The 242-nt window shown below is 57.4% G+C and carries 1 protein-coding gene; it reads left to right on the top strand.

The features are described from left to right. Window positions 1–45: 45 nt before the first annotated feature. A partial coding sequence (locus tag AC5ZGW_RS47975; RefSeq protein ID WP_496114378.1) for a hypothetical protein occupies window positions 46–242 on the top strand: 197 nt, incomplete at its 3' end.

The raw sequence follows: 242 nt of genomic DNA, 5'->3' as shown, positions 1-242 counted from the left end.
CGTTGGGGCTTGGGGCTTTCATCACTCGACCTGGGGAGGGTTGTGATGGACAGACTGAAGCACTCGCTGGAAGACCGTGAAGCGCCAACCTGCCCAACCTGCGGCAGCGAGATGCAGTGGTGTCGATCGGAGCTTGTTAGATTTGTCCCCGCAACCAATCTGCATCTGTTCAACTGTCCGACCTGCCTTCTGTTGGCAGAGTCAGAGACGGTTAGCGAGCCGGTTCAGGTATCTCCCGACAA

Source organism: Bradyrhizobium sp. Crot121, from assembly GCF_059512385.1.
Note: the sequence above shows the minus strand (reverse complement) of the source record. Positions and strands in the feature narration are given on the sequence as shown.